Raw genomic sequence first — 22,331 nt, 5'->3', positions numbered from 1 at the left:
GTAATCGTAATGGTATGAGTACCATCGCCATTATCTACGACTTCTGCAGTTGGTGATTTTCCATCTTGACCATTTTGACCATTTTGTCCATCAGATCCATCTGGTATAAAGATAGTTTTATCAGATTCATAGACATCAGTGTTTGGATTGTAAATTTTAATGGTAACATAATTACCATTCCGCCCATCTTCTTCACCCGGAGTAATTTCCACAATTGGTTGGGATGGTAAAAGTGGTTTTTCAGGATCAGCAGGTTTTTCAGGCCCTGGTATCACGATAGTCGTTCCATCATTATAATGAATCTCTACCCCACCGTCTTCTTTTTTAATTGTTTCAGTAATCGTTACGAAATTATATTGGAAAATGTCTGGTCTGGCTTCTTGGATCGTCTCACGTGAAACTTCTTGCCAATATTTTCCATTTATTTCTACAAAGTTTTCATAAAAACTTCCATCTGAGTGTGTTGGTATTTCCTCTGGGTTAACATGCTTATATAAAACACGATATCTACCAGATCGACCCTCTTGAACCTTTTTGATAGTTCCAGGAGCTAAGTCTTTATTATATTGGAACTCAGAACCAAAACCTTCATCTTCAACTGTCATCTCATAAAGTTCATCTTTGACACTCGGATTAGGATCGGGTTCAGGCGTTGGAGTTTCGTCTTTTTGATACACATAGGTTATTTCAATTGTCTTCTCTGGTTTATAACTTCCTGTAGCAGGGCTACCATCCTCATTATATTTTGGATTGTTAATTAAATTTTTTATCTCAACAAGTTGATAGCCCTCTTTATCTTGTTTTTGCGTTCGATAAAACTCGTTCCATTTACCAGTTTGAGCCGACTTATCATCTTTTAAATCAATCACAATCGAACCGTCTGATTTTTTTGTTTGATAAATATGATGTTCTATGAATGATCCGGTTTCTTCTGTACTTTCACCTGTAGAGGATACACTTGTTTTGCCTATAAATGAACCACCCTGAGCAATAGGGTTACCGCTTGGATTAGCGTCCTTATGAAGATAAGTGGTTACTCTTGGTTTTTCAAGTACATCAGAAGCACCTGGCGCATCCTCTACAAAGGTCATAGTGACTATGTAACGTTCATTTGCTAACATTGTTCCTAAATGGATACGGCTTTTATTGCCGTCATTCAAAATGTTACCTTTTTCTTTAGTTACCCTATAATTCTCACTATCGCCATTAAGGTCAGGGATTAGGCTATCGCGCATAATTTGAGAAGGATAGGCTGAATTATTTGATTTCTTAGGTTTCACTTTGTGAACTTCCAACGAATCAGGGTCAATATGGAATTTATCAGCTAAAAGTCGAATATCTGAATACCTTCCAACTTCTTCCCCACCATTGTTTAGATAAATAGTATATTTAAATAACTTCCGACCCTGTGAATCTTTCCCTAATTCACTAATTGCTTGAACTACTTTTCTATTCTTATTATTTCCATAATCCACAATTATATCTTGACTCTTGGTTTGATTTCCAATAGTTACTGTAACAGGATACGATTTCTTATCAACTACAGCTGTATCTCGATTGGCCACCAGTTGATCATTAAAAGATCCTTTTATATCCTTGTTATGATCCACATATTGAGTGAATATGTAACGAGTGGTATTGGATTCCGGATCATAAAATGCTTGTGCAATTAAATTGCCTTGACTATCTAGCAAATGAACACTATTTCGAGGTACATCTATGCCTCCAGGCAATACATAATCGCCGTAGTTAACATCAAAAAAATCGCCTGCTTTAATAGCATTGTCTAATTGGTACTTACCAGTAAACGCAATTTTCCCCTGTGAAGTCGGTTGCAATTCATTTGGGTTATCCCCACCAAGTATTTTAAATTGCAAATCACTAAATTGGATTAAATCCTTTACATCTCTTCCTGTGGCATTTTGGATAGCAAACATTTGAAAGCCAGAGTGTTTTTCAGCATAATCAATCCCAGCTTGAGTAATTTTCTCCATCAAAACTTCTGCGGACGCATTTTGAAGGGTCTCTTTATCAACGCCTGAAAGGATTCCTTCAATTTCTTCAGCACTGTATATCTCTGCTAATTGTTGACGGATCACCGCCTCGCGATCAATTTCACCATCAATTAATTGATGAAGTTCACTTAAGTGACCATCTGATTCTCCCAAACTTTTTTCTTCTGAATTAACGATGGAGTCTGACTCATTGACTACACTTTCTTCAATCACAGCGGCTTCTTCATCAATGATTAGCTCTTCCTCTAAAACTATTTCTTCTTCAGCAGATATAGATTCTTCAGTAGAACTCTCAGTTATCTCTTCAACTAAGCTGCTGACTGTTTCTGGGGTAGAAGTTGAGACGCTCTCCTGCTCTACTGTTTTCTCATCAGTTGATGATTCCACACTCATTTCGGTACTGTTAGTCTCTGCTAACACTTCTTCACTATGAATCTCGTTAGAATCAACTGATTCTACAGTTTCTACAATTGCTGTTGATAAACTCTGATCAACAGCCGATATTTCTGCATCATCAATTTTAATGACTGCAGGGGTTTCAACTTGTTTTTTTACCTCAACTGACTTACTTAGAGGTTGAATACCTTGGTCCTTATCATCATATCCTAATTCTTCAATTTGGGAAGTTTCCGTAGTGTTTTCTGCTGCTAAAACACTATTCGAACCCAAAAAGAACATACTTGAAATAGCAACGGATGCTAAGCCTGCACTATATTTTCTTAAACTATAGATTTTTTTCTTTCTAGCATTTTTCTTTTGTAACTCTGTAACGTTATTCTTTCCTAACATATTATTCCTCCTTAAAACATAAAATTAAATAATTTATGTAATCTTATCTTACTCCTAACATTTGATAAAGTCCATATCATTATACTTAATAAAAAATAATATCTCTAAAATATTGAACAACACCGAACTTTTTTAACTTAAGAGAAGAAAAAATCGTTGGATACTTTCCCAAAGTCTTATGTTGCGATTGGATAAATGATAAAGACGCGCCTCTCAAATAAGTAAAATACATTACTTTAAGCGCCCTAACTAGTCCAATCTATCAACCACTTCCAGTCGATAAATCATTTATGAATGTGCGAACGACTGACTTCGTTAAAAGACTCTTTCGTCCTAATTCTCAAACTGCTGAATTAACAAGAACAATGATTGAATCTGCTTATCAAACCAATGTGATTGCCGATCACTCAAAAACTAATAATCAGACCCTATTCACTCATACAGCCACCCTCTTCTTTTGCTGGCTTCTTAGGCAGACTTTATCAAACCAAAAGACCCCAACCGTTAGACAAAAAGCTAACGGTTGGGGGTCGGTTCCTATTTGCTAGACATAAAACTTATTGATCAGATCGAGCATAGGCATTCTTCATGCCATTGGAAGCAATATCTAATACCTTTTTAAGCGTCTGATGTGTTTCTTCTTGTAACATAGCGACCAGTTTATGATTGGCTTGCTCGCATACTTGCTGACTTTGAGAGCTAGGGCTTGTTGCAAGTTTTTGATCATAGGCTTTAATGATTGCTAAAGCTTGATGGTCCACCTTGGACTGATAAGACTCTATCACTGTTTGCGTTTGATAATAATGTGCGTCCGCTAAAGCAGCAATCATTCTAGCAGACCAATACAGACTGTCCGTTGTGATTTGATCATCTGTCTGAGTGAGATAAGCCGGAAATTCACTCGCTTGAGGATATAGAGGAATCATGGCATTAAAGACATTTGATCCAAAGGCCATCCATTGAAGACTGCGGTTGTTTTCCGGCATATAAGGCCGAATTTGAGTTAGGCCTAAAAAATTATTGCGATTGATTCCAATTGTCCGGTAAGCGCCTCGCATTTCGCTTGAGCCCTTAGTAAGATATGGATCATACGGGGTTCCTTGGTAATGATTGGAAAGGATCTCTTTTATTTCTTGGACAGTAATTTTATGTTCAGGCACAAAGGACCATGGGATATCAAAGGATTGTGGTGTGTAATCTGCCTCTGAGCCTTCCCACTTATAAGTTGTTGGATTGAAAAAGCGTCCCATTACCCAAGCTCGTGGCGTATTATATACTAAATCTGCAGCAGTTCTTGAGCCAAAGGCCAAACGTGGCTGAAATGGACCATCTTTTGATAAATCTAAGTGATTCTCTTGAATAAACTCTTTTAAATCAGCTGAACACATATGCTCTTTTTGTTGACCGAATGCATCTTCTAAATCAAAGGAATCTATTCCAAATTGATTAGGCATCACTACATAGGAATCATCTGGTACCCGTTTAGCTAACCAATGATGACCCCCTATTGTTTCCAACCACCAAATTTCATCGACATCTTGAAAAGCAATCCCATTCATCTCGGAAGTGCCGTATTCTTCTAACAAACTTGCCAACCGCTTTACCCCTTCACGAGCAGACCGTATAAAAGGTAAGACGAGCGATACCATATCTTCTTCTGAGATACCTCCAGGAATTTCTGCTTGATAATTATCGCTCCCCTGCTCACCCCTAGCTTCTTGGTAGGTTACCAATGGATCAGCAGCTAACACTCGCGCATTGGAAGTGATCGTTTCGGTCGCAGTCATGGCAACATTTGCGGCATTGACCCCACACGCTCCCCAAACTCCCTGGTCTCCTACAGCATCAGGGGTCATACTATAAGCTAATGGGTCACTTGGCAACTCAATTTCTAAGTGAGCTAACACCGACCGATAGTGAGACGGATGTCCTTGACTATCGACTTTGACCATTTTTTTAACATTAAATTGTCCCGAAACAGAGTCTTCGTTTCGTGCGACAAGCGTTGACCCATCATAAGAGGCTTTTTTACCTACTAAAATTGTTGTACATCCCATATTAATCCCTCACTTTCATACTCCTATCTTATGCTTCTTACTTCTAAAAATAAAGTCTGAATAATGTATTTATTCTTAAGTATTAAAAAACTCCTCATTAGTTAGGTCGCTGGCTAACTAATGAAGAGCTTATTACAGTGCTATTTTTAGCTTTTAATCTTATCGGAATATATTTTATCAATAAAAACTGCTATGGCATTATCTCCTGAAACATTCGCTGCAGTACCAAAAGAGTCTTGAGTTAAATACAGCGAAATCATTAATTGTTGCATAGCATCTCCAACAATTCCTACCATTGGTAAGAATGGTACAGCTGACATAATAGCTCCTCCAGGTGCTCCTGGAGCTGCTACCATCGCAATACCTAACATGCAGATAAAGCCAAAAATTACACTAAAGCTGTGCGGAAGATCATACATTAATAATAAGGCTGTCGCACAGGAAGTAATAGTAATCATCGAACCTGCTAAATGAATAGTTGCACATAGAGGGACAACGAAATTACGAATTTCTTCAGATACACCATTATTTTCTGCACAATCTAAGTTCACCGGAATAGTTGCAGCAGATGACTGGGTCCCAACTGCCGTCATATAACCTGGAATTTGATTTTTAATGAGTCGTAATGGGTTTTTTCCAGCATAGCTTCCTGCACCAATGAATAATAAACTAACATAAAGTAAATGCATAATGATGACAATAACGAATACTTTCCAGAAGATAGATAGTACTGCAAATACCGATCCAGAATAAGACATATTTGCAAAATTTCCTAGAATATAAATTGGCAACAAGGGAATAATTACCGTTTCTAATACTTTAACTACCACTTCTTCAAACTCAACAGTCAATTGGTAAAGTACCTGTCCAGAATTTCGATTAGCCCGTAACCACGAAATAACAAGCCCCATCATAAAAGCCAGCACAACCGCTGTTGTAACTTCTAAAATAGGCGTTATCGGAACCGTAAAGAATGGAGTAGCTCCTTCTCCTGCTTCAGTAATCTTATTGACTAAATCACTGGTAATAAAACTAGGGAAAATACTTGTTGCCACAAAGTAAGCAAAAGTCCCCCCTATAAGGGTTGATCCATAAGCTGTTAAAGCTGTCATACCTAGTAATTTGCCTGCTCCTTCTGTAAGATCTGCAATTCCTTTAGTTACTAAACCAATAATCATTAAAGGAATAAAGAAACCTAAAAAGGCTGAAAACAGGCTAGATAAAGTAACTAAAATTCTAATAAACCATTCAGGAACAAATGGCAAACGCCCAATCAAAATACCCATTGCAATAGCTATCAGCAACCGACCGACTAAACCCGTTTTGATTTTAATTCTGTCATTTTTATTCTCTGACATTTTTTCCCCTCCATTTGGAATTTTTTTAGCAAACTCGAGTTATTACTATGCTTATATTATACACGAAAAAAAGTTATATGAAAGCGTTTTTTAAATTATCTTATTTTTTAACTGTATTTTGCTGAATAGTAATAATTGTAGCTCTTTTTAAGAAATTTTATTTTAAAAACAGTAATAAAATACTCTTTTTAAAATGTTTCCTATCTCATAAAATTCTTTAAATTATTTTCGCTATTGACACGAACATCCGTTCGTATTAAACTGTTGCTTACAGGAGGAATTTGTAATGACTATTATTGATTATAGCCGTGAACCTAAATCTGATATTGCTTTTATCGATATGAAATCCTTCTATGCGAGCGTAGAGTGTGTTGAGCGTGGCTTGCATCCTCTAAGAACAAGCCTTTGTGTCATGAGTCAAACAGACACTTCTCAAGGTCTGATTTTGGCTTCTTCTCCCATTTTTAAGCAAGTTTTTGGGCGTAGCAATGTGGGACGAACTTATGATTTACCCTTCTCTCTTCATAATCGACGATTCAACTATCGCAACGCTCGACGTAATGGCTTACGAACGGATCCTGCCTATGTTCGTTATATTGAATCTTGGGCCAAACGTTCATTATTTGTGCCACCCAGGATGGACCTTTATATTAAAAAGAATATCGACATTTTAAAGCTGTTAACCCAGTATGCTTCTGAAGAAGATATTCTCCCCTATTCAATTGATGAAAGCTTTATTGATTTAACGCATGTTTTGAACTACTTTATTCCTGATCGTCAGGTGTCACGTCGAGACAAATTAGAAATGTTAGCTAGTAAAATTCAACTGGATATCTGGCGTAAAACAGGAATCGCTTCAACCATTGGTCTTTCTAATGCCAATCCTTTATTGGCTAAGCTCGCTTTAGATAACGAGGCTAAAAAGAAGCCGACCATGCGAGCAAATTGGTCCTATGAAGATGTTGCAAGCAAAGTATGGGCCATTCCAAATTTAACTGATTTTTGGGGGATTGGTAAGCGCACAGCCAAACGACTCAATCAGTTAGGGATTCATTCCATTTATGATCTAGCCCATGCTAATCCTGAACAATTAAAAAAGGAGTTCGGTGTAATTGGCTTGCAATTATTCTTTCATGCTAATGGGGTCGACGAAAGTAAAGTTAGTGAGCCTTATCGTCCGAAGTCTAGAGCTATCGGTAATTCGCAAATTTTACCCCATGATTATACTCAGCAAGCAGATATTGAATTGCTTTTGAGTGAAATGGCAGAACAAGTGGCCATTCGTTTAAGACGGGCTGGCAAAAAAGCACAGCTGGTCTCTGTCTCTGTCGGTTATTCCAAAGCAGTTGACCTATCTCCTCTTCGAGCTCAAACCAAAATCGATCCTAGCCAGCAAACAAAAGTCTTAACAGCCACTGTGATTGAGCTCTTTCGCTCTAAATATAAAAACGGACCCGTTCGCCATATTGGTGTTCGTTATTCGGGCTTGGTAGAAGAAAACATCCATTACTTTTCGCTTTTTGAAGAGCCAAGACAAATATCAAAAGAAGAGCGCCTCGATAAAACAGTAGATGCTATTCGAAAACGTTTTGGCTACGTCTCTGTTTTAAAAGCTAGCGCCTTACTAGAAAGTTCTCGTTCCATTGCTCGAAGCAAGTTGATGGGTGGTCATGCAGCAGGCGGAGCAGGCGGATTGGATGGTTTAGAATGAGTGTAGATCGGTCTTACTTATCATCTAAAGCTGCACGTCAATATCAAGATCGCAAAATGGCTAAATGGATGGGCTTTTTCTTATCAGAACATAGCTCTGCTCTGTCACACAGCTTTACTGACTCAAGCCCGGCCAGACTGTCTCCTAAGGAGAAATTTCTTTTACTCAGCCAAGCCTATGTTCAAAAACTCTCCATTAGCCTTATTTATCAAGGCAATCATCCAAATAAGGCCCACCAATCATTTACCGGCACTCTTAAAGAGCTAAATCTAGACCATTGTGCGATTGAAGACCCCCTTTCTAGAAACTATCTCCTTTTAGCTTTTGAACAAATTATCGATATTACACTTGCTGAGGAGGTGGAATAATGAAAACCAATGACTACCACCATAATCAAACACAATTTGATTATTTCAGTGAAAATTATCAACGATTTCAAGAGGATTTCTATCGTTATTCTAAGCTGAAAGTTCCTCTTGCTTTTCTAGAGGATGAGTTATTACGAATGATGTCGGCATCAACCATTAATTATTTTCGTATCCCTCAAAAACACAGTCTCGACCAACGTACTCACACTTTTGTTTTCAAGGTGCGTACCGATAAGCGCAACCATTTAATTCGCATTTACCAATATCAGTATCATTATGTTGATTAAAGTTCTACCCTCAATCCCAGCCTATCAAGCTAGGATTTTAGTGCTATCCATCTTTCTATTCAAAAAGCCCACTCATTTGAGTGTGCTTTTTTCTAAGCTTGATTAGCAAACTGACTTTAATAGCCGTCTGCATAACACCCATTAGCTACTTAAAGCAAATCATGTTTCCTTTTTCACTAATATTACCACTCTTCATCAACAAGATAATATCGGCATTACAAATACTCGATAAGCGGTAGGGCATTACGAAGGAGGTCCCCCTCCCTTACCTTATCCATACCTTCTTCATTTAATCTTTCTAAAAAACTATCGACTGAAGAACGTACTTCATCCAATGATAAGATGGCTGGATTAAAGAGCACAGCTCGATCAATGGTATCCATTGCTTTTGAAGCAGGGAAATATTATTAGCTTCTTCATTTATTTCCTTATGTAGCAAGATAAAAACTCGATTAAAAAGGGGCTTCACCTTTCAATCGAGTTCGTTAGATCAGTTAATTACTAATGGTTAATGGTATCTATTTTTGTGTGGACTTTCATAGGAAAAGAAGGTGAATCCTTCACCAATCACTTGTTGAACGTCTGAAATAGTGACGAAGGCTTTGGGGTCAATTTGAGTCACTAATCTTTGTAATTGAACAACCTGATTACGATTCACTATTGCCAGTAAGACTTCCCTTTCTTGCTTAGAATAGTAACCATATGCCCTAAATACAGTGATACCTCGCACCATCTCTTTAATTACTATATCCGCAATTTCTTCTTTCTTAGAGGAGAATATCATCACGGACTTTCGACGGTTGACCCCATCTGTCACAAAGTTTACGGTCTGACTCGCAATAAACATCATCATGATCGTCACAATCGTCATATCTACTCCAATAATGAAGCTGGAAGCCAAAATAACTAGCATATCACACATTAACAAACCAGCAGAGAAACTGATTCCTAGGTACTGCTGCATAATCATAGCAACAATATCCGTTCCGGCAGTCGTCCCATTGCCTCTAAGAACTAAACCAATACCTGCTCCTAAAAGAACTCCACCTGCTACAGCAGGGATAATAATATTAGTTGCAATATAAGGAGCTGGTTGGATAACATTTAAACAAAAACTTAAACAAGTTGAAGCATAAATTGTATAAAGCAAGGTTCGCCTACTTAGGTATTTCCATCCAACCACTAATAAAATGGCATTAACGATGAAGTTGCTTGTACCGGTTGGTATTTTAAGTAAATAATAGGCCAACATAGAAACACCCGTTACACCACCGTTACCAAAATGATTAGGAATGAGGAAATAATTAACCCCATAGGCATAAACAATGCAACCTAAAGTCATTATCAAAACAGAATAAAGAATCCCTTTCGGTGTTATTTCAAAATAGTCCATTACTTTTTTTACCATTGCCACCACTCCTTTACTATCAAGGATATTATACCCTTTTTTGACAAGAATGTAATCACTTTCAAGTAGTTTTTTAAAATCTTAGTAAATTATAATCAATCATTAATTTATTTTATTGTTTCAATAGTTATTGACAGCGCTGAGTTACCATTCCTAATAATTTGCAAAAGTAATGATGGTATATTTTTTCTCTTGTTAAGACTTTTATTTAAGTTAAAAACAATAAATTTTTATACAACAAACTTAATTATTTATAATTTTTAAAAAAAGAATTGTTATATCTGATTTTTTTGTGTATACTATCAACAATAAATTTTTGAAAGATGGTTGGTGTTGATGTGTGCAAAGAATAAGTTGAGTGTGATAGCAGTAAGTTTAATGATAATGGTAAGTTCTCTCTTTAATTTTGATGTTCATGCTCATGCAAGTACTTCAATAAAGGAAACAGCTAATGTTAATGATAATGTTGTAATGGATTTTTATAAAGAAAATTCAGAGTATTTTGACACTTCGAAAAATGGTGATGAGACAGTTGTAACTATCACAGATGATAAACTTATAAAGTATTTTAATGATCTAGGAATAGATACTTCTAAATTTTCAAATGATAGTACTAGCATGTTAAGAAGACAAAGTAACGGGATAACAAAGTTGGTATGGCATGGAAAAGCATCAAAAGGTAATGTGGATGTATATATAAGTGCGTCAACGTTTAGTATTCTAGGTGGAGCTGGTACGGGAGTTGCAACAAGATTTATACTTATGTTGTTACCACCACAATTTAAACTTGCAGCAGCGGCTATAGATGGAGCTATTGGTGCTATCGGTTTTTCTGACTATGCAAGAGTATTTGTTGTAAGAGGATTTCGTTATCAATACAATTATTTACAATAATCGTAACTTAAAAGGATCATTAGGTGAATTTTATGAAGAAACTAAGCAAAATAATAAATGAGTTACTTTTTGTAGGAGTATATATTTTGGTAAGCGTATTAATAACATTTTTCCAAGGGAAATTAACGATTTCATATTTTTTTGATAACTTATTGTATAGAATAATAGGATTTGTGTTTGTGTATTCATTATTTTATTTTGTAGATAAAAAACATAGGAAGGAAAATAATTATGAAAAAAAATAATTATATAAAATCAATATTAATTCTAACTATATTTTTAGGTCTATCAACTATATCTGTTTCTGCTGAGGAAAACGATCTAACAAAAGAGGATTATATAACTACATAATCTGTTTCTGTTGAAGATAATGATCTAACAAAAGAGGATTATATTACTACACAATCTGTTTCTGTTGAAGATAATGATCTAACAAAAGAGGATTATATATTCAGGTCGAAAGTTTGGCCTCCGCGTACTCTTTTTGTAGAAGTATGGAAAGTGGTACCAACTGTCCCGGGTCCGGTCCCTAGATCCTATAAACAATGGTATGTAGAGTATAGGAACGGCATAAAATATGAAGGATATATATCATGGACAGGTGCTAAAAAAATATATACTGTCGCTCCTGTTAAATTACAATTTTTATTTAGAGGTATCATAAGATTAGCAAAAATTTAGCAATACTAAAAAGCAAGATAAATTATTAATTTAATTCATCTTGCTTTTTTAATATTTATTTTTTCAAAAAATTACTTTTCGAATTGATACTATATTAAATAGCTTTATTTTCGGTGTTACGACAAACTTCTTTTGTCATTTTTCCCTTTTAATAAATGTATCATAAGCTAATCATTCGTCTTAATCCACTTTTTAAGTTTTAAATAATTAGTTTATTTGTTGGAAAAGCCCGCTTACATCGTTGACATCGATAGTAAAAAGGATTCCCTTACCCGGTTGGTCAATATCCATGGCTTTAGAAACTTTTTCAATGATTTCAGGCACTTTTTGTGTCTCAACAATCATTAAGACAAGCTCTTTTTCCGGTTCAATTTGAACATTAAAAATCTTAGGAGCTTTCTTCGAACCTAGTCCTCGACCATGGAGGATAGTTGCTCCACCTGCTCCTTCTTCACGAGCAGTTTCCACTACTTCATCCCCTGAATCACGATCAACAATTGTAGCTACTAATTGATACTTACTCATTTCTTGACCTCCCTCATTAAATTCATGCATTAACTGGTGACTGCCATAGACACTACTTGTATTAATTGAAAAGAGAATGCCCTTTCCTTTTTTAGGTAATTCACACTTTTCGGTTAAGACTTGATGAATTCTTTCTTCATTTGAATGATCAACCAACATCAATAAGGCTTCACGCTTGGAATCATTCAAACCTAATAAATCTAAGAAAGGATTGGCAACTGTTCCTTCTGCTTGAAAGATCGTTCCACCGGTGGCTCCTGCCAGGCGTGCCTGCTCAAGGTAATAGGAGGCTGTACCCTTCTTAACAATTGCAAAAAATAAGACTGTCTGCATAAATACCCTCCTATGCTATTTTTTCTTGTTTTAATTTCCACTTATAGATGATTCCGAGTAATAATATCATGACGATTGGCGCCATTGCAACCGTTGCGATGACACCAAAGCCATCCGTTACCACATCTGCCGTTGGAATCCGATCCGCTGCCCCTTGTGCAAAGGACAGGATGAAAGTTGCCGTCATTGGTCCGGAAGCTACGCCTCCCGCATCAAAAGCAATCCCTCCAAATAAATCATCTACAAAAAAGGATAAACAGATGGCTAAAAGAAAGCCAGGTAATAAATAATACCAGATTTGAATACTAGGCACTAGGATACGAACCAGTGACCCACTGACAGCTAGGCCTACTCCAATAGATAGAAAGACAAGTAAAAGTTTATTCTTAATAAAACCACCCGTTACCGCTTCAACTTGGTCTCCCAATACGTGAACGGCTGGCTCAGCCAAAACAATCACCAAGCCCATAATCAAACCAATTACGGGTAACCATGCCTGATAGTCACGCGCTAACATATTGCCTAGAAAACGCCCCATATCCATAAAGCCTTGATTGACACCTATTAGAAAGAGAACCAGTCCAATCAAAGTGTAAGTAACCCCTTTGATAATCCGTTTGAGTTCACGCTTTTTGAGCTTAAATTGTTTCCAATTCATAATCGCAAACAAAATGGCTAAGGGAGCGAGGGCCATTAAAGACTCAAGCAAAGTGTGTCCAATAGCCAAAAAGAATGGGGCAATAATTCCCTCCGTATAACGATAAACTTCTGCTTGCCCTTGGAAACTTACTCCTGTAATAACTGATAATAAAATAACTGCTAAAATTGGCCCGACACTCATGGCACCTACTAAACCAAAAGAATCTTCCTCAGCCATGTGCCCCCCTTTACGAGATGAAACAGCCGCTGACAATGCTAAGATAAAAGGTGTGGTTAAGGCACCTGTCGTGGCACCTGACGCATCGAAAGCAATGGCTATAAAATCATTAGAAACCAATAAGGCCATTAAGGCGATCAACCCATAAGCAATTAAGAAAAAATACTTAATCGAAAAGGAAGACAAAATCCGCACGATACCAAAAGCAATTAAGAAGCCGACACCAAGTGAGACCATTGCAACAATCACCGTTGAAGTAAGAGCTCCTCCCATCGCATCAGCCACCTGTTGGCCTAAAATAAGTAAATCAGGTTCTGCGACCGTGACCGAAAAACCAATTACAAAGGCTAGCCCTGTAATGGCCCAAATATTGGGAGCATCTGCTACACTTTTCCCCATCAAATCTCCTATAGGACTCATACCAACTTCCACACCAAATAAGAAGATCGTTAAACCTATAATTAAAAAGACAGCCCCTATTAAAAAACGAATCATCATATCTGCCGACACATTGACCATGGTCAATGAAATGATCACGACTATAAGTATAATAGGCAGTACAGAAGCTAACACTTCTTTTAATTTATCGACTAATAAATCCATAACATTCCTCCTTCATAAATATTATTTCTCCTTCATCATACCATAGCTTGGCTTGACTTTTGCTTAAATCTTTATCACCATTCATTCCGTTCATCTTTTACTTGCATTTTTACCTTCATACCTTGACTTAAAAGTGTATGGCTCGTATAATACACTTAAACAAGCCGTATTATGATTGTGGGACACATCTTGGAATATAATAAAGCTTTAATGGAGGTAAAATAATGAAACTTGCACCCAATCTACCCATCTATACCCAAATTATTACTTGGGTAAAAGATCAGATCATCACAGGCAAATATACGCCGGGTTATCAATTGCCCTCAAGAAGACAATTAGCAAAGGAATGGAAAGTCAATCCCAATACCGTTCAAAAGGCATTTAAAGAAATGGAGGACTTAGGTATGATTGTTACTCAAGCTCAAAGACCTAGCACCATAACAACTGACACGCAATTAATTTCTCAACTTAAATATGAATCCATTGATCAAGCCATCGAAAACCTAGTCGATGTTTTAATTCCCATGGATTTGCAATTAGAAGATATCATCCAACGCCTTACCCATAGCTATCAAATTAAAAAGGAGGCCATTAACCATGATTAAAATCGAAAACCTCAACAAGTCTTTCAGTAAGCATAAGGTCCTTAAAGACATCAATTTAGAAGTTAAACCAGGTGAAATCACTGGATTGATCGGCATTAATGGTACAGGAAAATCGACCCTCATTAACTGTATTGCCAGACTTTTGCCTTATCAAGGGGAAATTTATATTGATGAAATAAAATTGCGAGATGCTAAAGCTAGAATATGGCATGTTCCCGATTACCTCAACTTTCCCCCTTCGATGACGGTTAAAGCATGCAAAGAATTTATGTACAATCTCTATCCTGCTTGGAATCCTACTAGAGCACAAGATATCCAAGATTTTTTCCAATTAGAAGATAGTAAGCGCATTAAAGAACTATCCAAGGGGAATCAAGCAAAACTTAATTTAATGTTAGGCTTATCTTTAGAGGCAGATTATCTTCTGTTAGATGAACCCTTTGCTGGCATCGATGTCTTTAGCCGGGAAGAAATTCTTGAACTCTTTGGTTCATTTATCCAAAAAGACTGTGGTGTCTTAGTAACCACTCATGAACTTTACGATGTCGAACACTTTATCGACCGAGCCGTTTTAATGAGTGAGGGCCAAATCAAACACTCTATCTATTTAGAAGATATGCGTGAAAATGAAGAACTATCCTTAGTTGAATGGTTAAGAAAGGAGTTAAATTAAATGAGAGAAGTATTGAGTTTAACTTATTTTGAAATACAAAGGCAGAAATTTTACTGGTTAATCGTCGCTTTGATCTATCTAATCCTATCCTTAATTAGTGTTAATAGTGAAATACAAAGTAATTTCCAACAAAATATGGTAAATCAGCCAAATATATTGCTGAATATCATAAATATCGCCTTTATTATCGGAGTTATTAGTATGGCAATTGCGACCCTCTTAATCTGGTTAAAAGATTGGTTTAGCCAAGGTAAAATGATTTCTCGCTGGTTAGCTGGCCCTTTTAAACGATCCAGCCTCTACCATGCAAAATTTCTAAGCCTCGTCTTTTATTTTTTCCTGAATATTTTATTCGTTTATTTTACGGTATATGTTTTTCATTTTCTCTTACAAATGATCTTACAAGAGCGGTATTCAAATGATATGCCCCTCTATCTCGTTTTCAACTTTTCTTATTTCACCAATCTTTTCACCGAATCCATCTGGGTATCGCTTGTTAATATCTTAGCCTGGCTTGCCTTGATTCCAATCACCCTTCTATTTGTACTGCTTGAACGCGCCTATTCCTGGAAATGGTCTGTCCTCTACTTGCTCATCCTAGTAGCAGGAACATATCTTACTGGAAAACTCATAGCTTTTGGTATGCTACCTACTAATCTCGAGTTTCATGCGTTTTATCCACTCAGTTTTATCCTTGTAGGAAGTATCACTTACTGGATTGGCAGTCAATATGTCGCAAAAGATCTGCATATTTAAAGGAGGTAGAAAGATGAATTATTATAAACAAATGATTAAATACTTTGCAATCATTGGCATGGGTTTAATCTTATTAGTAGGAAGTCTCTATGGTCTTAACTCGCCGATTATTGGGAAATTAACCTCAATAAAAGGAGATGAAAAACTAACCAATCTACCTGAAGAGTATGTCCAACTAAGTAGTCAAAACAGTTTCTTCTCTCTGCCAGAAGAAATGTTCCAAAATAAAAGTGGAGATTTTCAGTTGAGTCGTTCAAATCTTAAATTCAAAAGCCTTGATTTTGAGGGAAATAAAGAATTAAAAGCATTAGCTAAAGAAGCCCCCAACTTTTTCAAAGGAATAGATTCACTAGAACAAATCTATCAAGGAGATAAGCACTATTTCTGGATTGAAAGTGATTTGTTTTCTAATGAAGAAAAACCCATCAAAGTTCACTTTTTAGACTTTACAAATAAAAAGGAGCTTATCAAAGATATTCCTACAATCAAAACTTCAATTAAGGACTCGAATAAAATCTATCTGCAAAATGTTCAAATCCGACAAGTTGATGGTAAATATTATCTAATGTGTCTTTACAATATCGAATCGGGAAACAGCAATAGCGACAAATTTTCCTTTAAAAACAAAATTACAATTTACCAACTTGATGAAGTCAACAAAGAAAACCAATTTAAACTCATTAATGAAGAAGACTATACTGTATATAGTGATGAGGAAACTCTAGCTAAAGATGTTTGGCTCAATAGTCCATTCTTAAGTAGTAACCTCTCTCTTGATGCTCCCTTTATTCAAACTAGCTATAATCTTGAAAATGACGAGAATGGTCCCTTCTTTCTGTTTGATTTTAAAGACCAATCATGGCAAGAAACTAAAGTAACCATTCCAAGTTCAAATAGCTTCGAAATCCTGACTGCTGACTCTAACCATATTTATATCATCGAATATCAAAAAAATAAGCCTCACTTTGGCCGCTACTCAATAAAGGAAGATAATTATATCGGTGAGATTCCGATTGAACATTTTGAATCTTTGGAAGTTGGGCTAGGCATTCAAGTGATTGACTATAACAGTAAGGGGCCATCTCTTCTCTCCCTCAATGATTCTGGCAAGAAATATTATGGCTATTACGATTTAAACACCGGACAAAGCCAGTCACTCTTTAGAATCGATTTTCCTAAAGAGTATCAGAATTATTTAGATCTTTTAATTTGGAATTAAAGAATCATACGCACCCATATTGTACTTTAAAGGAGGCTGACTAATGTCACAGCCTCCTTTTATTTTAAAAAAGTTATGCCTTTAATTTTAAAAGAAAACCATTTCCTTTTTATTACTTAAAGTTACATTATAATTAGATATTTATTTATGCTTCTTAGCTATATTCCCCATCGAATAGCCACTTTAAATTACTGGAAATATTTTAGCCATCAACTATTTAAAGAGGAAGTGAAATGAAAGAGGCTTTTACGGCTGGTGAGCATGATGACCTCGGGTGACACAACTGCTTTGCGCAAGGGAAAAAGAAAGCAGAAAACTAGAGGAAGAAATTTCAAAATTTGAGAAAATACTTCAATCAAAAAAGAGCAATTAAACAGTCAACAGAAGATGAGTTAATAGCCGATAAAAGCAAAGAATCAGAAAGTATTATTTTAATTGATAAGACAGACTTTTATAATATAGCATTCAAAGAAATTGAAATAAACGACCAATGATGACTACGGCTTAACTGTCACTTCAACAAATCATTAGACAAACAAAAAAGCAGTCTTAGTTTAACTAGGACTGCTTTTAAGATGTTAGGCATTTTAAAAACTTCGATTAAGCTTCAACAGCTACTGGGTAAACTGAAACTTTCTTAGCTTTTTTACCCTTGCGTTCGAATTTAACGATTCCATCAATTTTTGCAAATAATGTATCATCGCCACCACGGCCAACATTTTCGCCTGGATGGATTTTTGTTCCACGTTGACGGTAGATAATTGATCCACCTGTTACTTCTTCACCGTCGCCAACTTTAGCGCCTAAACGCTTAGCAATGGAATCACGACCGTTCTGAGTAGAACCTCCACCTTTTTTAGTAGCGAATAGTTGTAAGTCTAATTTCAACATAGAGAGCACCTCCTATAGTATAGTTTGTTTAATCTGAATATATTCGGGATAAGCTTGTTCTGTCACTTCTAAAGCTAAAATTAAATGACGCATCAAAAGTTGCACATCATGTTTTAACTTCTTTTGTTCAATCGATGGTAGTACGAGCTTGAGATACCCACCTTCCATTTCATTAACAGTGGTTTCTACAGGCACTTGCAAGAGTTGGTAAAGAGAGTTTTCTACTGAAATAACTTGGCTAGATACTGCGGCACAGACAATATCTTGTCCATGTTCACCATAACCAGCATGTCCTGTCATTTCGATTTCTTTAACTTCTTGACCCTCTTTTGAAAGGCTGATTTGTACTTGAATCATGATTAAGCCTTAATCGCGTTAACAGTTAATTTAGTGTATGGTTGACGGTGTCCTTGCTTACGGTGAGAATCTTTACGACGTAAATATTTGAAAGTAACCACTTTCTTTTCGCGTCCTTGTTTCTCAACAGTCGCTTCTACACTTGCTCCAGCAACTAATGGTGAACCTACCTTTGTTTCACCTTCACCACCTACTAAAACGACTTCATCAAAAGTTACTTTATCGCCTTCAGCAACGTCTAGCTTCTCAACGAAGATTGTTTGTCCTTCTTCTACCTTAATTTGCTTGCCGCCTGTTTTTATAATTGCGTACATTCAAGCACCTCCTATTATTAGATTTTCGGTATAAATACCTACACTTAGACTCGCCAACTTGAGTGGCTAATGCACTTAAACTCAAGGATGAGCGGTTGCAGTTGTGGTGCTACACAAATACAACATTAGTAGGATATCAGAATTACTTTAGACTGTCAATAATTCTAAGGAAAGATATTTTTGGTAAATTACCAAATGCGAACGCGCTCCTCTGGAGCTAGCCACATGCCGTCCCCTTCTGACGTTTCAAATGTTTCATGAAATTCATCAAGATTCTTCACTTGGACATTGGCGCGTAATTCTGCCGGTGCATGAACATCTACTTGAAGCAACATTAATTCATACTCTGGACGCGCTTTTTGACACCAAATACGGGCCCAATTGATAAAGAACTCCTTATAATCTGTTTCTCCTTCATTTTTTAAGGCATTTAATGCAGCTGTCAAACCACCTCCATCTGCAATGTTTTCAGAAACGGTTAACTTGCCATTTACTTTCCCTTGGCCAAACGGCATACCATCCCATTGATCAACCATCGCTTGAGCTTTTTGGTTAAAAGCTTCAAAGTCTTGCTCAGCCCACCAGTTATTCAAGTTACCATTTTCATCAATTTTAGCGCCATTATTATCGAAAGCATGCGAAATCTCATGAGCTATGACAGCTCCAATTCCTCCATAATTCGCCGCTCTTGATTGATCCAGACTATAGAAAGGAGCTTGTAAAATAGCGGCTGGGAAACAAATATTGTTTAAAGTGGGATTGTAATAGGCGTTCACTCTATCTGCTGGCATCAACCATTTATCTCGGTCCACCGCTTGCTTGTATTGTGAAAAATGGTCCTTTTGATGAATCCTCTTTAACGATAAACAATTTTTAAAAAGAGAGCTCTCTGCATTCACTTTTAAGTCTTTATAATATTCTGGATAGTCGTTTGGAAAGCCAATTAGATAGTTAAATTTTTCTAACTTTCTAATTGCTAATTGAATGGTTTCATCACTTAACCATTGGTTCTTTTCCAATCTTTTTTTGTAAACTTCAATCATCGCTTTGACCATGCTCTCTATATCCCTACGAGCTTCGAATCCTAGATATTTTTTGCCATAATAGGTGCCTATCACTTGATCAAACAGATCCCTTACTAGGTAAAAATAAAATTTTTTCGCTTTCATCGGTTCAGGCGTTCCCGATAGAGCCAATGAAAACTCACTGCCTTTTAAACGAAAATCTTCACCTAACACTCCGGATAGGTCATTAATTGTGCTTACTATTATCCAAGATTTAAGAAGTTCAATATTATCCGACTGAACAATTTCATCTAGATGTTCAAAAAAAGAAGGTTGAGTAACAATAATTTTTTCTGGCACTTCTTTGATAATCTGCTTAATAAAAGAATCAATTGCAATTTCTTGACAATAATCTTTCACTTCAGCAATGGATCGTGCATTATAATTTTGGGTATAGTCCGCTAATTCTTCTTGCGTTTTCTGATAGCTAGCTAATTTACGATCAAATTCTATACAGTTTTTTACCCATTGTTGACTTTGGTCCTTATTATAACCAAGACTTATTAATAATTCTTCGCTTTGTTTTTGGTATATGTTCAAAAGAAATTGTCCTTTTTCATTTTCTTCATCGTAATATGGAGTGTCTGGCAAAATTAACCTTGGGACATCCATATAAAGGCAATTTTGTTCCGCATTTTTCATGTCTGGTTCAACGGATAAGTTAATTAACGAAGGTAATTTATAGTTTAATAGTTCTACCATTTTAGCTGTAATAGCTTGATAATCTGCTTGTGAAAGGATACTATTTAAAAAATCTTTAGCTTCTGCCAAATTGTCTTTCTCTTGATATTCAAAATCAAGTGCTTTTTTATAAAGCTTGATAAACTCTAACATTAAAGGATCCGTAGTAGTTAGTTTGCCTTCAACTAACGCGTTGATATCCTTCAAACAAACTTCTTCAACTTTCTCGGCTAATGACATAAATCCACCTGTAGCTGGTTTGTCTGAAGGAATCACCGCTTCTTCTAGCCATTCCCCATTTACCGCTTGATATAAATCATCTTTTAATAAAGAGTGATTGATCGCCATAATAATTCCTCCTCTTTTGTTGTTTTATTCTCTTAATTATAACATTTTATTTCAAATGCATAAAAAAACCGGGAAATAGTTCCCAATCTTCTTTTAAAAGATAATATGATCATCATAACCTAACCAACGCACAAGCAACCGATTAGGAAGATACATGAAAAAGGTTAAGGCCATATTAAAGATTAGAGTTGGTCCTAAACGCATCACAACATAGTCTTCAAAAAGAAGCCTACTTAGTCCTACTTGTTGATAGAAAAGATAAACAACGAAATCAATAATAGTTATTGAAACGATAAATAACATCATATGGATAATAGCGTTGCGTGGAAAGTGACGCCTGATTGAAAGAATAAAATATGCGATGAGAAAATAAAGAATGGCGTATAGGCCTAAAATGGTTGAATTATAAGCATCTGCTATTAACCCTATAAAGAAAGCATAGATCATAATTGAAGTATTACGTAAATAAAAGGAAAAGGTTACAATAAAATAGAGCAGTAGATGTGAAACAATGATTTGTTCATTTCCTAAAAAGGCTGTGGGAAAGATAGAGGGCAGGGCTGAATCGATTACTAAGGCAAAGAGTAAGACAAGTGGAACAATACCCACAATGTTTCTTTCTCTTTGATAGCCAAATTTAGTCGAAAAATTATTCATCTTGCTGAGCTCCTTCACGTAAGATCACTGTTACAAATCGAATATCAGTCATCTCTCCAGCCGGTTTTACTCTTACCGTTTGGAATAATCCTTGGGCATCCATTTCTGTTTGGGTAACTTCTCCAACAAAGAGCGAGGCTGGTATTACCCCCCCTAAACCAGAAGTAATGACCATATCTCCCGCTTTTACTTTAGCATCTGGCAAAACTTGAGTCATGATGAATTCTTTATCCTTCGGGTCATAGTCACTGATCACACCAATTGCAGAAGATCCATCTTTATCCGTTTGAACACGAGCCGATACCATACCGTCTTTTGATTGGTTGCTAGTTAATAAAAGAACCTTAGAAGATGAAGGATATACCTCTATAATACGTCCAATCAGACCGTTTCCAGCCATAACAGCCATATTTTCTTCCATACCCTGTTTGGAGCCTAAATTGATAATAAGGGTTTCTGTCCATTGATCAGGATTTCTTGAAATAACAGTACCATGAATACTGGTGAATTTAGAAAGAGTTTCTGACAAGTCAAGTTCTTGTCGTAATTTTTCATTTTCAGTCTCCAAATCGGCAATACGCACTTGCATTTCATAAGATTTATCAATTTTTGATTTGAGTGCTTCATTTTCTTCAAAAGTATTGACTAAATCGTCCACAGAATTCACAAACTGAACCACCATGCTTACTGGTTCAGAAAAAACTCTACCGGTCCAGGAGATTGTTTCATTAACAGCTGTTTTGACTACATTATTCGTTCCATTGAAAAGAGAATAAGCGATTAAACTGCTAATGACAATCCCACCCAGAAGAATTCCAATTAACTTCTTATTATTAAGCATATTTTGCCTTCTTTCTACT

The 22,331-nt window shown here is 36.2% G+C and carries 23 protein-coding genes and 1 other annotated feature; of the genes, 10 read left to right on the top strand and 13 right to left on the bottom strand.

From position 1 onward, the window contains the following. Window positions 1–2,804 (bottom strand): Ig-like domain-containing protein (locus tag ACQV2T_RS06950; RefSeq protein ID WP_428893423.1); only part of this gene is annotated, 2,804 nt, incomplete at its 3' end. A gap of 230 nt (window positions 2,805–3,034) precedes the next feature. Between ACQV2T_RS06950 and ACQV2T_RS06945 the strand changes: the two genes are divergently transcribed. Then, a complete protein-coding gene (locus ACQV2T_RS06945) occupies window positions 3,035–3,352 on the top strand; it encodes a hypothetical protein (RefSeq protein ID WP_428893425.1) in 318 nt (105 codons plus the stop codon). A 9-nt stretch (window positions 3,353–3,361) separates the two neighbouring features. Here the strand turns inward: ACQV2T_RS06945 and ACQV2T_RS06940 are convergent, their stop codons facing one another. After that, window positions 3,362–4,861, bottom strand: coding sequence for a C69 family dipeptidase (locus ACQV2T_RS06940; protein WP_428875002.1), 1,500 nt, complete (start codon window positions 4,859–4,861; stop codon window positions 3,362–3,364). A gap of 146 nt (window positions 4,862–5,007) precedes the next feature. Next, window positions 5,008–6,219, bottom strand: a complete 1,212-nt coding sequence (locus tag ACQV2T_RS06935) for a dicarboxylate/amino acid:cation symporter (protein ID WP_428876048.1) — start codon at window positions 6,217–6,219, stop codon at window positions 5,008–5,010. 286 nt (window positions 6,220–6,505) lie between these two features. On the opposite strand from ACQV2T_RS06935, the gene ACQV2T_RS06930 reads away from it, so the two are divergent. The 3 genes from ACQV2T_RS06930 to ACQV2T_RS06920 are packed head-to-tail and all read left to right on the top strand — an operon-like array spanning window position 6,506 to window position 8,585. Next, a complete protein-coding gene (locus ACQV2T_RS06930) occupies window positions 6,506–7,930 on the top strand; it encodes a Y-family DNA polymerase (RefSeq protein ID WP_428893422.1) in 1,425 nt (474 codons plus the stop codon). After that, on the top strand, window positions 7,927–8,298 hold the full coding sequence (locus ACQV2T_RS06925; RefSeq protein ID WP_428874405.1) for a hypothetical protein: 372 nt from the start codon (window positions 7,927–7,929) through the stop codon (window positions 8,296–8,298). Before ACQV2T_RS06930 ends, ACQV2T_RS06925 begins: the two co-directional genes overlap by 4 nt. After that, the gene (locus tag ACQV2T_RS06920) at window positions 8,298–8,585 is read left to right on the top strand and encodes a DUF5960 family protein (protein WP_428874407.1); all 288 of its coding nucleotides are present in this window, start codon (window positions 8,298–8,300) and stop codon (window positions 8,583–8,585) included. The genes ACQV2T_RS06925 and ACQV2T_RS06920 overlap by 1 nt, the downstream gene beginning before the upstream one ends. A 215-nt stretch (window positions 8,586–8,800) precedes the next feature. On the opposite strand, the gene ACQV2T_RS06915 is transcribed toward ACQV2T_RS06920, so the two are convergent. Then, window positions 8,801–8,968 (bottom strand): hypothetical protein, encoded by a 168-nt coding sequence (locus tag ACQV2T_RS06915; protein WP_428893421.1) that lies wholly within the window; start codon window positions 8,966–8,968, stop codon window positions 8,801–8,803. A 125-nt stretch (window positions 8,969–9,093) separates the two neighbouring features. Beyond that, the gene (locus tag ACQV2T_RS06910; RefSeq protein ID WP_428882131.1) at window positions 9,094–9,993 is read right to left on the bottom strand and encodes a YitT family protein; all 900 of its coding nucleotides are present in this window, start codon (window positions 9,991–9,993) and stop codon (window positions 9,094–9,096) included. A 333-nt stretch (window positions 9,994–10,326) separates the two neighbouring features. Between ACQV2T_RS06910 and ACQV2T_RS06905 the strand changes: the two genes are divergently transcribed. Further along, window positions 10,327–10,887 carry a hypothetical protein gene (locus ACQV2T_RS06905; protein ID WP_428874411.1) on the top strand — a complete coding sequence of 187 codons (561 nt, stop codon included), beginning with the start codon at window positions 10,327–10,329 and terminating at the stop codon, window positions 10,885–10,887. Between the two features lie 888 nt (window positions 10,888–11,775). On the opposite strand, the gene ACQV2T_RS06900 is transcribed toward ACQV2T_RS06905, so the two are convergent. Continuing rightward, entirely contained in the window at window positions 11,776–12,426 is a 651-nt protein-coding gene (locus tag ACQV2T_RS06900) for a P-II family nitrogen regulator (RefSeq protein ID WP_428874413.1), read from the bottom strand. A 10-nt stretch (window positions 12,427–12,436) separates the two neighbouring features. Next, the gene (locus tag ACQV2T_RS06895; RefSeq protein ID WP_428874995.1) at window positions 12,437–13,906 is read right to left on the bottom strand and encodes a DUF1538 domain-containing protein; all 1,470 of its coding nucleotides are present in this window, start codon (window positions 13,904–13,906) and stop codon (window positions 12,437–12,439) included. A gap of 224 nt (window positions 13,907–14,130) precedes the next feature. On the opposite strand from ACQV2T_RS06895, the gene ACQV2T_RS06890 reads away from it, so the two are divergent. From ACQV2T_RS06890 to ACQV2T_RS06870, 5 genes are all read left to right on the top strand, one after another. Beyond that, window positions 14,131–14,511 carry a GntR family transcriptional regulator gene (locus ACQV2T_RS06890; RefSeq protein WP_428874417.1) on the top strand — a complete coding sequence of 127 codons (381 nt, stop codon included), beginning with the start codon at window positions 14,131–14,133 and terminating at the stop codon, window positions 14,509–14,511. Next, window positions 14,504–15,184: an ABC transporter ATP-binding protein gene (locus ACQV2T_RS06885; protein ID WP_428874418.1), complete on the top strand. Its 681-nt coding sequence runs from the start codon at window positions 14,504–14,506 to the stop codon at window positions 15,182–15,184. Before ACQV2T_RS06890 ends, ACQV2T_RS06885 begins: the two co-directional genes overlap by 8 nt. Further along, a complete protein-coding gene (locus tag ACQV2T_RS06880) occupies window positions 15,185–15,940 on the top strand; it encodes a hypothetical protein (RefSeq protein WP_428893420.1) in 756 nt (251 codons plus the stop codon). Window positions 15,941–15,953: 13 nt separating this feature from the next. Then, complete coding sequence (locus ACQV2T_RS06875) at window positions 15,954–17,159, top strand: hypothetical protein (protein ID WP_428893419.1); 1,206 nt, start codon at window positions 15,954–15,956, stop codon at window positions 17,157–17,159. Window positions 17,160–17,497: 338 nt separating this feature from the next. After that, window positions 17,498–17,653 (top strand): hypothetical protein, encoded by a 156-nt coding sequence (locus tag ACQV2T_RS06870; protein WP_428874421.1) that lies wholly within the window; start codon window positions 17,498–17,500, stop codon window positions 17,651–17,653. 106 nt (window positions 17,654–17,759) lie between these two features. Here ACQV2T_RS06870 and rpmA read toward each other — a convergent pair whose 3' ends face one another. From rpmA to mreC, 6 genes are all read right to left on the bottom strand, one after another. Next, window positions 17,760–18,050 (bottom strand): 50S ribosomal protein L27, encoded by a 291-nt coding sequence (rpmA, locus tag ACQV2T_RS06865; protein WP_090290150.1) that lies wholly within the window; start codon window positions 18,048–18,050, stop codon window positions 17,760–17,762. A 12-nt stretch (window positions 18,051–18,062) separates the two neighbouring features. Next, window positions 18,063–18,407 (bottom strand): ribosomal-processing cysteine protease Prp, encoded by a 345-nt coding sequence (locus ACQV2T_RS06860; protein ID WP_428874422.1) that lies wholly within the window; start codon window positions 18,405–18,407, stop codon window positions 18,063–18,065. Window positions 18,408–18,409: 2 nt separating this feature from the next. After that, window positions 18,410–18,721 carry a 50S ribosomal protein L21 gene (gene rplU, locus ACQV2T_RS06855; RefSeq protein WP_258436143.1) on the bottom strand — a complete coding sequence of 104 codons (312 nt, stop codon included), beginning with the start codon at window positions 18,719–18,721 and terminating at the stop codon, window positions 18,410–18,412. A gap of 36 nt (window positions 18,722–18,757) precedes the next feature. Beyond that, window positions 18,758–18,828, bottom strand: a sequence feature (ribosomal protein L21 leader region). An 81-nt stretch (window positions 18,829–18,909) separates the two neighbouring features. Continuing rightward, complete coding sequence (locus ACQV2T_RS06850) at window positions 18,910–20,814, bottom strand: M13 family metallopeptidase (protein WP_428893418.1); 1,905 nt, start codon at window positions 20,812–20,814, stop codon at window positions 18,910–18,912. 93 nt (window positions 20,815–20,907) lie between these two features. Beyond that, window positions 20,908–21,471, bottom strand: coding sequence for a rod shape-determining protein MreD (gene mreD, locus ACQV2T_RS06845; protein ID WP_428873893.1), 564 nt, complete (start codon window positions 21,469–21,471; stop codon window positions 20,908–20,910). Next, on the bottom strand, window positions 21,464–22,312 hold the full coding sequence (mreC, locus tag ACQV2T_RS06840; RefSeq protein ID WP_428873892.1) for a rod shape-determining protein MreC: 849 nt from the start codon (window positions 22,310–22,312) through the stop codon (window positions 21,464–21,466). The genes mreD and mreC overlap by 8 nt, the downstream gene beginning before the upstream one ends. Window positions 22,313–22,331: the final 19 nt, after the last annotated feature.

Source organism: Facklamia sp. P13069 (assembly GCF_050409405.1).
GTDB lineage: Bacteria > Bacillota > Bacilli > Lactobacillales > Aerococcaceae > Facklamia.
The sequence above is the reverse complement of the archived record's forward strand: the minus strand, read 5'-3'. Positions and strand labels throughout refer to the sequence as shown.

Coding starts and splice junctions, on each gene's coding strand:
- ACQV2T_RS06940 (WP_428875002.1), bottom strand. CDS start 4,861: ATGGGATGTACAACAATTTTAGTAGGTAAAAAAGCCTCTTATGATGGG.
- ACQV2T_RS06880 (WP_428893420.1), top strand. CDS start 15,185: ATGAGAGAAGTATTGAGTTTAACTTATTTTGAAATACAAAGGCAGAAA.
- ACQV2T_RS06925 (WP_428874405.1), top strand. CDS start 7,927: ATGAGTGTAGATCGGTCTTACTTATCATCTAAAGCTGCACGTCAATAT.
- ACQV2T_RS06930 (WP_428893422.1), top strand. CDS start 6,506: ATGACTATTATTGATTATAGCCGTGAACCTAAATCTGATATTGCTTTT.
- ACQV2T_RS06935 (WP_428876048.1), bottom strand. CDS start 6,219: ATGTCAGAGAATAAAAATGACAGAATTAAAATCAAAACGGGTTTAGTC.
- mreD (WP_428873893.1), bottom strand. CDS start 21,471: ATGAATAATTTTTCGACTAAATTTGGCTATCAAAGAGAAAGAAACATT.
- ACQV2T_RS06915 (WP_428893421.1), bottom strand. CDS start 8,968: ATGGATACCATTGATCGAGCTGTGCTCTTTAATCCAGCCATCTTATCA.
- ACQV2T_RS06920 (WP_428874407.1), top strand. CDS start 8,298: ATGAAAACCAATGACTACCACCATAATCAAACACAATTTGATTATTTC.
- rpmA (WP_090290150.1), bottom strand. CDS start 18,050: ATGTTGAAATTAGACTTACAACTATTCGCTACTAAAAAAGGTGGAGGT.
- ACQV2T_RS06885 (WP_428874418.1), top strand. CDS start 14,504: ATGATTAAAATCGAAAACCTCAACAAGTCTTTCAGTAAGCATAAGGTC.
- ACQV2T_RS06895 (WP_428874995.1), bottom strand. CDS start 13,906: ATGGATTTATTAGTCGATAAATTAAAAGAAGTGTTAGCTTCTGTACTG.
- mreC (WP_428873892.1), bottom strand. CDS start 22,312: ATGCTTAATAATAAGAAGTTAATTGGAATTCTTCTGGGTGGGATTGTC.
- ACQV2T_RS06890 (WP_428874417.1), top strand. CDS start 14,131: ATGAAACTTGCACCCAATCTACCCATCTATACCCAAATTATTACTTGG.
- ACQV2T_RS06900 (WP_428874413.1), bottom strand. CDS start 12,426: ATGCAGACAGTCTTATTTTTTGCAATTGTTAAGAAGGGTACAGCCTCC.
- rplU (WP_258436143.1), bottom strand. CDS start 18,721: ATGTACGCAATTATAAAAACAGGCGGCAAGCAAATTAAGGTAGAAGAA.
- ACQV2T_RS06850 (WP_428893418.1), bottom strand. CDS start 20,814: ATGGCGATCAATCACTCTTTATTAAAAGATGATTTATATCAAGCGGTA.
- ACQV2T_RS06910 (WP_428882131.1), bottom strand. CDS start 9,993: ATGGTAAAAAAAGTAATGGACTATTTTGAAATAACACCGAAAGGGATT.
- ACQV2T_RS06875 (WP_428893419.1), top strand. CDS start 15,954: ATGAATTATTATAAACAAATGATTAAATACTTTGCAATCATTGGCATG.
- ACQV2T_RS06860 (WP_428874422.1), bottom strand. CDS start 18,407: ATGATTCAAGTACAAATCAGCCTTTCAAAAGAGGGTCAAGAAGTTAAA.